The sequence below is a fragment of the Anaeromassilibacillus sp. D41t1_190614_C2 genome, assembly GCF_015558525.1.
Taxonomy (GTDB): Bacteria; Bacillota; Clostridia; order Oscillospirales; family Acutalibacteraceae; genus Anaeromassilibacillus; species Anaeromassilibacillus stercoravium.
Genome location: NZ_JADMOD010000020.1, coordinates 38,373 through 48,468 on the forward strand (window position 1 = coordinate 38,373; position 10,096 = coordinate 48,468).

The 10,096-nt window shown below is 58.6% G+C and carries 5 protein-coding genes; 1 reads left to right on the forward strand and 4 read right to left on the reverse strand.

Features of this window, described 5'->3' with window-relative positions:
- Positions 1–282: 282 nt before the first annotated feature.
- The 4 genes from mfd to I2G69_RS13165 form a co-directional block, all read right to left on the reverse strand.
- A complete protein-coding gene (gene mfd / locus I2G69_RS13150; RefSeq protein WP_195560918.1) occupies positions 283–3,774 on the reverse strand; it encodes a transcription-repair coupling factor in 3,492 nt (1,163 codons plus the stop codon).
- 252 nt (positions 3,775–4,026) lie between these two features.
- The gene (gene pth / locus I2G69_RS13155) at positions 4,027–4,641 is read right to left on the reverse strand and encodes an aminoacyl-tRNA hydrolase (RefSeq protein WP_191405810.1); all 615 of its coding nucleotides are present in this window, start codon (positions 4,639–4,641) and stop codon (positions 4,027–4,029) included.
- Positions 4,642–4,951: 310 nt separating this feature from the next.
- Positions 4,952–5,908 (reverse strand): ribose-phosphate diphosphokinase, encoded by a 957-nt coding sequence (locus I2G69_RS13160; RefSeq protein WP_087233928.1) that lies wholly within the window; start codon positions 5,906–5,908, stop codon positions 4,952–4,954.
- Between the two features lie 54 nt (positions 5,909–5,962).
- A complete protein-coding gene (locus I2G69_RS13165; protein ID WP_087233930.1) occupies positions 5,963–7,000 on the reverse strand; it encodes a sugar phosphate nucleotidyltransferase in 1,038 nt (345 codons plus the stop codon).
- 338 nt (positions 7,001–7,338) lie between these two features.
- Here I2G69_RS13165 and ppdK point away from each other — a divergent pair, with 338 nt between their 5' ends.
- Positions 7,339–9,966 carry a pyruvate, phosphate dikinase gene (gene ppdK, locus I2G69_RS13170; RefSeq protein WP_191396064.1) on the forward strand — a complete coding sequence of 876 codons (2,628 nt, stop codon included), beginning with the start codon at positions 7,339–7,341 and terminating at the stop codon, positions 9,964–9,966.
- Positions 9,967–10,096: the final 130 nt, after the last annotated feature.

Consider the following 10,096-nt stretch of genomic DNA (forward strand, 5'->3'; position numbering starts at 1 on the left):
TTAGTAAATTTTCTTTATGTTTTCTATACATTTCCATTGGACTAATCACACCTCTCGAAAATCTTTAACAGATTTCTTTTATTATAATAATAACGTTTTATTAAAAATATGTCAATAAAAATGGTAAGTTTATAAATTAGAAATAGTTTGGTGTAATTTAGAGGATTTGACGAGACGATTTTATTGATTATAAATCAAACAATATTTTAAATGGGAAAGAAAACTCCCGGAACAGGCGCACATCCGACGCCCTGCTCCGGGAGCTGCCATTTCTAAAAAGATTTATTTCTTTACGCTTTTCCGTGCGTCCTCCATCAAGTTCAGCGTTTCGCCCAGCACGTCCAGCGGGGTCATCGGGGGGAGGATCTTCACGCTGATGTACGGTTTCCCGCTTGCGTTGAGCGTCACGCGCTTTTTGAGGGTGGAGGTCAGCGCCGCCATCTGCGCCATGTCCGCTGGGTTCTTCAGGCTGAAGCCCGGCTTATACAGCAGCAGGCAGTCGTCGCGCTGTTTGACCTCGCTGATGCCCAGGCCGGAGGCCAGGTTGCGCAGCAGCGCGACTTCGATCAGCCCGTTGACGCTCTCCGGCGGCTCGCCGAAGCGGTCGATCAGTTCGTCGGTCACGTCCAGCGCGTCCTCGCGGGTACGGATGTCTGCAATGCGGCGGTAAATTTCCAGACGCTGGCTGAGGTTCTCGATGTATTTGTCCGGGATGTGCGCCTGAATCTGCATATCCACCAGGCATTCCTGGCCGTATTCCTGCACCTCTTCGCCCTTCTCGCGGCTGATCGCCTCGCTGAGCAGGCGCAGGTACATGTCGTAGCCCACGGTCTCCATATGGCCGTGCTGTTCGCCGCCCAGGATGTTCCCCGCGCCTCGGATCTCGAGGTCGCGCATCGCAATCTTAAACCCGGACCCGAATTCGGTGAATTCCCGGATTGCGGACAGCCGCTTCTGGGAGATCTCGGAGAGCACCTTGTTCGGCGTGAACGTCAAATAGGCATAGGCGCGCCGTGCGGAACGGCCCACGCGCCCGCGGAGCTGGTGCAGCTGCGAGAGGCCCATGCGGTCCGCGTTCTCGATGATGAGAGTGTTGGCGTTCGGCACATCCACGCCGGTTTCGATGATGGTGGTGCATACCAGCACGTCGATTTCGTGCTCCAGGAGCTTCCGCCAGACCTCGGAGAGCTCGTGCTCCGCCATCTTGCCGTGGCCGAACCCGACGCGCGCCTCTGGAATCTGCGCCTGGATGCGTGCAGCGGTGCGCTCGATGGACGCCACGTCGTTGTGCAGGTAGTAGACCTGGCCGCCGCGCCGCAGTTCCCGGCGGATGGCCTCGTTGATGACTGCGTTATCGTGTTCCAGCACATAGGTCTGCACCGGATGGCGGTCGTGGGGAGCCTCCTCGATCACGCTCATGTCGCGGATGCCGGACAACGCCATATTTAAGGTGCGGGGGATGGGCGTTGCGGACAGGGTCAATACGTCCACATTGTTGCAGAGGGACTTCAGTTTTTCCTTCTGCGCCACACCGAACCGCTGCTCCTCGTCGATGATGACCAGGCCGAGGTCCTTGAATTTGACGTCCTTGCTGACCAGGCGGTGGGTGCCGACGATCATATCCACTTCCCCGCGCTTGAGCTTGCGGATAATTTCTTCCTGCTGCTTCGGCGTGCGGAAGCGGGAGAGCAGTTCCACGCGGACCGGGAAGCCCTCCATCCGGCGCGTCACCGTCTGGTAGTGCTGCCAGGCCAGGATCGTGGTGGGCACCAGCAGCGCGCACTGCTTGGAGTCGCACACGCATTTGAAGGCGGCGCGCAGGGCGACTTCCGTCTTGCCGAAGCCCACGTCGCCGCAGAGCAGCCTGTCCATGGGCGCTTCCCGTTCCATATCGTTTTTGATCTCATCGATGCAGCGGAGCTGGTCCTCCGTCTCGTCGAATTCGAAATGCGATTCAAAGTCGCGCTGCCATTCGTTGTCCTCGGAAAAAGCGTGCCCCTTGGCCTGCATCCGGTCGGCGTAGAGCTTGATGAGCTCCTTCGCCATGTCCTTCACGGCGGTGCGCACGCGGGCCTTGGTCTTTTGCCATTCGGTGCCGCCCAGCCGGTTCAGCTTGATGTTGGCGTCTTCGCGCGGCCCGATGTATTTGGAGACCATGTCCAGCTGGGTGACCGGGACATAGAGCGTATCGCCCTTGGCGTATTTGAGCTTGATGTAATCCTTGACAACCCCGTGCATGTCGATTTTATGGATTCCCTCGAACACGCCGATGCCGTGCGAAGCGTGTACAATATAGTCGCCCGGCTGCAATTCCGCGATGCTGTAGATCTCCTGGCTGTTTTTGGCGCGCTTGGGCTTGCGCTGTTTGGTGGTGAGCAGGCGGCCATGGGTAATCAGCCCGAAAAAGGCGCCGGGGAATTCCATGCCGGCGGAGAGCGCGCCGGCGGTCACGACGACCGTGCCGCGCTGGATGGTCTGCGGGTTTTCCAGGTAGTCCGCGGGCAGGCCGGCGGCTTGCAGGTCCGCCGCAACGGTGCGCGCGCTCCGTTCGTTTCCGGCCAATACCACGCAGGACCACTTGTTGTGGAGCATGTTCCGCAGGTCCTCTTCCAGGAGCTGCGTGCTGCCGCCCCACACAGAGAGCTGGCGCGCGGTCACGCCGATGAGCGTGCGGATGGGCGTGTCGTAACTGCCGCGCGCAAAGGTATCCAGATAGACCGTATCGTGCGAAAATTGCCCCACCGCGTAGGTCCAATCGGCGCTGTAGGTGTCCAGCCCACGGCAGAGGACGCCCTCCTCCAAATAATCCTTGAGGTCCTCGCCCCATTGGAAGGCAGTGCTGCGGGCGCGGTCCTTGACCTTGGTCCCCTCGCTGACAAACAGGAGCATGTCGTCCGTCCGGTAGTCGAACAGCGTGGCGATGCGCCCATACAGTAGGGGGAAGAATTTGTCCGCACAGCCGAGATGGACGCCCTGTTCCAGCTTTTCCGCCTGTGCACGCAAAATCTCCTTGGCCTTGGGCGCGGCCTTTCCGCGCAGGGTGGAGGCCAGTTTTTCGATCTTTTTGGCGAGCGCCTGCGGGTCGTCGACCAACGCCTCCACGGCGGGCGCGAGGGTCAGCTTCTCGATGGATTCCGTGCGGCGCTGCGTCTCCAAGTCAAACAGGGAGAGCGTGTCGATCTCGTCGCCCCAGTATTCCAGGCGCACGGGATTGGCGGCGTCCGGCGTGAAGATGTCCAGGATGCCGCCGCGCTGGGAGAATTGCCCGGTGCCGTCGATCTGCGCAGCGCGCTCATAACCGCAGGCGACCAGCGCGGAGACCACCTCTTCCATGGGGATGCTTTGCCCGGCGGAGATCGTGATGGTGCGCTTGCGCAGCTCCTCCGGCGGGATCGTATATTGCAGGGCCGCGTCCAGGCAGGCGATCACCGCGTCGCACTCGCCGTTCAGGATGCGCGCTAGGGCCTGTAGGCGCTGATGTTCGTATTCATGGGAAGCGCCCTCCGCGTCGCGGAAGGTGAAATCACGCATGGGGACAACCAGCGGGTGCATCCCCATGGCGGAGAGGTCGTCGCAAAGGCGCTGCCCTTCGCTCTCGTCCCCGGCAAGGATGAACGCCTTGCGATGCTGGTTGGCGCAGAGCGTGTAGATAAAGGCCGCCTTGTGCACGCCGGATAAGCCGTTGACCGCGGCGGGAAGCTGCCCGGTTTGGACGGCATTGTCCAATGTTTGAAATTCTTTTAAGCGGTTTAAGGTGTTGCAAAGAAATTTCATATCGACTCCATACTGTGCGCAATGCAAATGCATTACGTTCTGTTAATTAGAAACAAAAAACTACAAATAGGAAATATTTGATAACGCGATGAAGGCCAAAAAGCGGATGAACGGTGGGGAGGCGTTGCTTGAAAGCCTATCAAAGACAGCCAGCAACACGCGGAAGCATCTGTTATAAAATATACTATATGTATCAATTTACACAAACAATCCAAATTGTATACGAAGATAGGGGCAGGGAACCGGCGCAACTCAAGCCCCGTTGAAGCGGTTCATCGCCTCCGTACTGTTGCCGTTGACCATGAGTGCCACAGCTTCAGCCGCATGGTCGAACACATCGGAGAGCTGCTTCTGTTCCTGCTCCGTAAAGCGGCTCAGCACCCAATCCGCCAGATCCCACCCGGGGTTGGGTTTTGCGCCAATCCCGAGCTTTATCCGGGGAAAGGTATCTTTTCCGCTCAAATATATGATATTTTTCATGCCGTTATGCCCGCCGTCGCTGCCCTTCATGCGGATGCGCATCCGGCCCACCGGCAGGGAGATGTCGTCGAACAGGACGATCACCTTCTCCGCGGGGAGCTTATAAAACTGCATGGCCTCCTGCACGCTTTGCCCGGAGAGGTTCATAAAGGTAGAGGGCTTGAGCAGCAGGACGCTTTTCCCGCCGACCTCCGCGCGCGCGCAGAGCCCCTTGAATTTGAGGCGGTCGATCTGGACGCCGGCCTTTTCCGCGATCCGGTCGATGGCCATAAAGCCCGTGTTGTGCCGGGTGCCGTCGTATTTGCTGCCCGGGTTGCCCAGGCCGACGACCAGATATTCCACAGGCCCGGTGACCGGCGCGGGCCGTCTGAAGAACTTCTGAAACATAAAAACTCCCTTTCTACTGCCGGGCGGCACGTTTTTAAGGGGCGCCCGGCGTTGGAATGCCTCGTGAACCGATGCGGCCGCCCCTGGGGGCGCGGCTCGGACCTGCCGGGCGCTTTGCCGCACGAAAACGGGTGGATGGAACGGAAAGCGTGGCCCATCCGCCCGTTTGGTATATGATTTCTGCGCGAAAACCGGCGAATCCCTGCGGAACCCGTCGGTTTTGCCGGACAGAAGAAGCAGGCGGGATAGCTGCGCTACCCCGCCCGTGTGTACAAAATCAAAGGAAAACAGTCAGAGAGACCGCGCCCGGTTATACAAACATCGGGCTGACCGGCTTGTCCTCATAGATGCGCTCGATGGCTTCCGCGAAGAGCGGGGCCACGGGCAGGACTGTGAATTTCGGAAGCATCTTTTCTTCCGGCAGCGGGATGGTATCCAGGAGCACCAGCTCCTTGATCGCGCTGTCGCGGATGCGGTCGATCGCCGGGCCGGAGAGGACCGCATGCGTGGCGCAGGCGGTGACGTCCTTCGCGCCCTTTTCCATGATGGCCGCCGCAGCGTTGCACAGGGTGCCTGCGGTGTCGATCATGTCGTCGACCAGGATGACCTTTTTGCCCTCAACGCTGCCGATGATGTTCATAACCTCGCAGACGTTGGCCTTCTGGCGGCGCTTGTCCACGATCGCCAGGCTGCATCCGATGCGGGCCGCGAAATTGCGCGCACGTGTGACGGAGCCCAGGTCGGGAGAAACGACAACGTATTCGTCGCTGTTTTCGCCCACGCGCTCCTTCATGAACGAGGAGAGCAGCGGCGCGCCCAGCAGATGGTCAACCGGGATGTTGAAGAAGCCCTGAATCTGCGCTGCGTGTAGGTCCATGGTCAGCAGGCGGTCGGCGCCCGCCGTGGTGAGCAGGTCTGCAACGAGCTTTGCAGAGATCGGGTCGCGGGCCTTGGCTTTGCGGTCCTGACGGGCATAGCCAAAGTAGGGCATAACAGCCGTGATGCGGGCGGCGGACGCGCGCTTCATGGCGTCGATCATAATCAGTAGTTCCATGAGATTGTTGTTGACCGGTTCGCAGGTGGACTGCACAATAAAGCAATCGGAGCCGCGCACGGATTCAAAGAGCGAAACCGAGATTTCCCCGTCGCTGAACGTGCCGACCTCGCTCTTGCCCATGGACAATCCCAGGCACTCCGAAATCTGCTTTGCCATGCGCTGGTTTGCGCTTGCGGCAAAAATCTTGATGTCCTTGCCATGAAAATTCATTTTTGCTTCCCCCTATATTTTGTGTGACTCTTTCCCTCTTGGAATGCCCCGGCATCAAGGCGTCCCAATCACCGTAAAAGGCGCAACGGCCTGGCTGGATGAAATATTGGTGTGTTCGCAGGAGGCGAAACACAGCGACGCGCCATCGCCCACCGTACAGTCCGTCAGAACAACGCTTGGCCCAATGGAGCAATCCGCCCCGACCGCCGTATTCCCACGCAGGATGGTATTTGGCAAAATGCGGGTGGAACGCCCGATGGTGACATCCGGGCCGATCAGGACGCCGTCCGTGCAGGGGATCTCCACGCCCGCCAGCATTTGGGCATGCAAAACCCGCTCCCTGGCGATTTCGTTCAGGGAGTTCAGCTGCACGCAGTCATTCGCGCCCATCACCGCCGCCGGATCGGATGCGATGTAGGCTCCCGCGTTCTTATTCTGTTCGATCAAGAGGCGCACTGCGTCGGTGAGATAATACTCGCCCTGTGCATTGTCGTTGCGGATGCAGCCTAAGATGGAGAGCAGGTCGTCCGTGCGGAACCAGTAGGCCCCGGAGTTGATCTCCCGCACCGCAAGGGTCGCTTCGTCGGCGTCCTTCTGTTCCACAATGGCGCGCACGAGCCCCGTCGCCGGGTCGCGCACGATGCGGCCATAGCCGGACGGATCGTCCAGCTCCGCGCTGATCACCGTGACGGCATTGCCCTGGCCCACATGCGCTGCTAAGGCGGTTTTGAGCACCTCCGCGCTGACAAACGGCGCGTCTCCGTTGAGGACAAGCGTGTTCCCGCCGTTGTGCGCGCGCAAAAACGGCTCCGCCATCATCACGGCGTGCCCCGTCCCGCGCTGTTCCGCCTGCAACACATGGTGCAGGTTCGCGCCGCCGGGCTTTTGCGCCGCTTGCAGGTAAGCTTCCACCTGCTCGTGCTTATGTCCCGTCACCACGCACAGTTCCTTTACCCCCGCGCCCTCCGCGGCGTCCATCACCCATTGCAGCATGGGTTTGAACAGCACGGAAGCCAACACCTTCGGGTGGTTTGATTTCATGCGCTTTCCCTCGCCGCCGGCGAGGATAACGGCACAGGTCTGCTCTGGCATAGGCAAAATCCTCCGCATAAACTTTTAAAAGTTCCATTGGCGCTTGGGCCTTCCCTGTATCCGGCCGCAAGCACGAAAACGCCTGGCTTGCTATAAGCACACCCGGCTCTTGTTATTATTATCTCATATGTACGGAATTTTTCAAGCATTAATTCATGTTTCCAGCCGGATTTGTGGAACTTCCTCGGTTTTGCGCCGGAAAATTTACAAATCTCGGTGGGTTTTATTGAAAAAGAACTGGTAATCCAGCGGCTTTTTTGATATAATACGGGGAGAGCAAGAATGAGAATGTGTGTGACCTGTGCTCGTTATTTATTTTATTTAGGAGGTATATGTTCATGAGCCATAAGTATGTCTACCTTTTCTCTGAAGGAAACAAGGACATGCGTGAACTGCTCGGCGGCAAGGGCGCAAACCTTGCTGAAATGACAAAAGCAGGGATGCCTGTTCCGCAGGGTTTCACCATCAGCACCGAGGCGTGCACCCAGTATTATAAGGATGGCAGAAAGATCAACGATGAGATCCAGGCCCAGATCTATGAGTATCTCGGCAAGATGGAAGAGATTTGCGGCAAGAAGTTTGCCGATCCGGAGAACCCGCTGCTGGTTTCCGTCCGTTCCGGCGCCCGCGCTTCCATGCCCGGCATGATGGACACCATCCTGAACCTCGGCTTGAACGACGTCGTGGTTGAGGGCCTTGCGAAGTTCACCAACAACCCGCGTTTCGCATACGACTCCTATCGCCGCTTCATCCAGATGTTCAGCGACGTTGTTATGGAGCTGCCGAAGCCGGAATTCGAAAAGATCATCGACCAGAAGAAGGAAGAGAAGGGCGTCAAGCAGGACACCGAGCTGGACACCGAGGACATGAAGGACCTCGTCAAGCGCTTCAAGGCCTTCTATAAGGAAAACAAGGGCGAGGATTTCCCGAGCGACCCGAAGGTGCAGCTCATGGAAGCGGTCAAGGCCGTGTTCCGTTCCTGGGATAACCCGCGCGCAAACGTCTATCGCCGCATGAACGAGATCCCGTACGACTGGGGCACTGCTGTCAACGTGCAGGCCATGGTCTTCGGCAACTCTGGCGATAAGTCCGGCACGGGCGTTGCGTTCACCCGCAACCCGGCAACCGGCGAGCATAAGCTCTTCGGCGAGTACCTGATCAATGCACAGGGCGAAGACGTTGTGGCCGGCGTCCGTACGCCGTCCCCGATCAGCCAGCTGGAGCAGGATATGCCCGAAGTGTACAAGCAGTTTGCAGAGATCGCAGACCGTCTTGAGAAGCACTATAAAGATATGCAGGACATGGAGTTCACCATCGAGAATGGCAAGCTCTACATGTTGCAGACCCGTAACGGCAAGCGCACCGCAAACGCTGCCCTGAAGATCGCCGTTGACCTCGTACACGAGGGCATGATCGACGAGGAAGAGGCAGTCCTGCGCGTAGAGCCGCAGCAGCTCGACGCTCTGCTGCATCCGCAGTTCGACGCGGACGCCCTGAAGAAGGCGACCGTCGTTGGCAAGGGCCTGGCGGCTTCCCCTGGCGCAGCTTGCGGCAAGATCGTCTTCACGGCTGAGGACGCAAAAGAGTGGGCCAAGAAGGGCGAGAAGGTCGTTCTGGTCCGCCGCGAGACCTCCCCGGAGGACATCGAAGGCATGCAGGTTGCTGAGGGCATCCTGACCGTCCGCGGCGGCATGACCTCCCACGCAGCGGTTGTTGCTCGTGGCATGGGTACCTGCTGCGTTTCCGGCTGCGGCGAAATCAACGTCGACTATGACGCAAAGAACTTTACCCTCGGCGGCAAGACCTACAACGAGGGCGACTATATCTCCATCGACGGCTCCACCGGCAACATCTACGGCGAAGCCATCCCGACCGCTCCGGCTTCCATCGCGGGCGATTTCGGCCTGTTCATGGGCTGGGCGGACAAGTATCGCAAGCTGAAGGTTCGCACCAATGCGGATACCCCGCGTGACGCGCACCAGGCTCGCGAGTTCGGCGCAGAGGGCATCGGCCTCTGCCGTACCGAGCACATGTTCTTCGAGGGCGACCGCATCAAGGCGATGCGTGAGATGATCATTGCGGACAACACCGAGGACCGCAAGAAGGCGCTGGACAAGATCATGCCGTATCAGCAGGGCGACTTCGAGGCTCTGTTCGAAGAGATGAACGGCTATCCGGTCACCATCCGCTTCCTGGACCCGCCGCTCCATGAGTTCCTCCCGACCAAGGAAGAGGACATCGCGGAGATCGCCAAGGAGCTGAACGTGACGGTTGAGAAGGTTCACGAGGTCATCGAGAGCCTGCACGAGTTCAACCCGATGATGGGCCACCGCGGCTGCCGTCTGACGGTCACCTATCCGGAGATCGCAGAGATGCAGACCACCGCTGTCATCAACGCAGCAATCAACGTCCAGAAGAAGGGCGTCAACGTCATCCCGCAGATCATGATCCCGCTGGTAGGCGAGGTCAAGGAGTTCGACTTCGTGAAGAAGATCGTCGTTGCAACGGCGGACAAGCTCATCGCTGACGCTGGCGTCGAGCTGAAGTATGAGGTCGGCACCATGATCGAGATCCCGCGCGCCGCTTTGACCGCGGACAAGATCGCTGCGGACGCAGACTTCTTCTGCTATGGCACCAACGACTTGACCCAGATGACGTTCGGCTTCAGCCGTGACGACGCTGGCAAGTTCCTCGATGCCTACTATGACAACAAGATCTATGAGTCCGATCCGTTCGTGCACATCGACGTGGATGGCGTTGGCCGTCTCGTAGAGATGAGCGCAAAGGCTGGCCGCGAAGCAAATGCAGCCCTGCACCTGGGCATCTGCGGCGAGCACGGCGGCGACCCGACTTCCGTCGAGTTCTGCCATAAGGTTGGTTTGGACTATGTTTCCTGCTCTCCGTTCCGCGTGCCGATCGCACGTCTGGCTGCGGCGCAGGCTGCTGTGAAAGAGAAAAGAGCATAATAAAGCGAGTTAGCTAACAGGATAGCACACGGTTCAGAAAGCCCCTTCCCGATTGAACTGCCCCAATTAGTGCGGACAGTACAAAAAGCCCCTATGTAGGAAATATTTTGTATTAAGTGAAGTGGCGCTG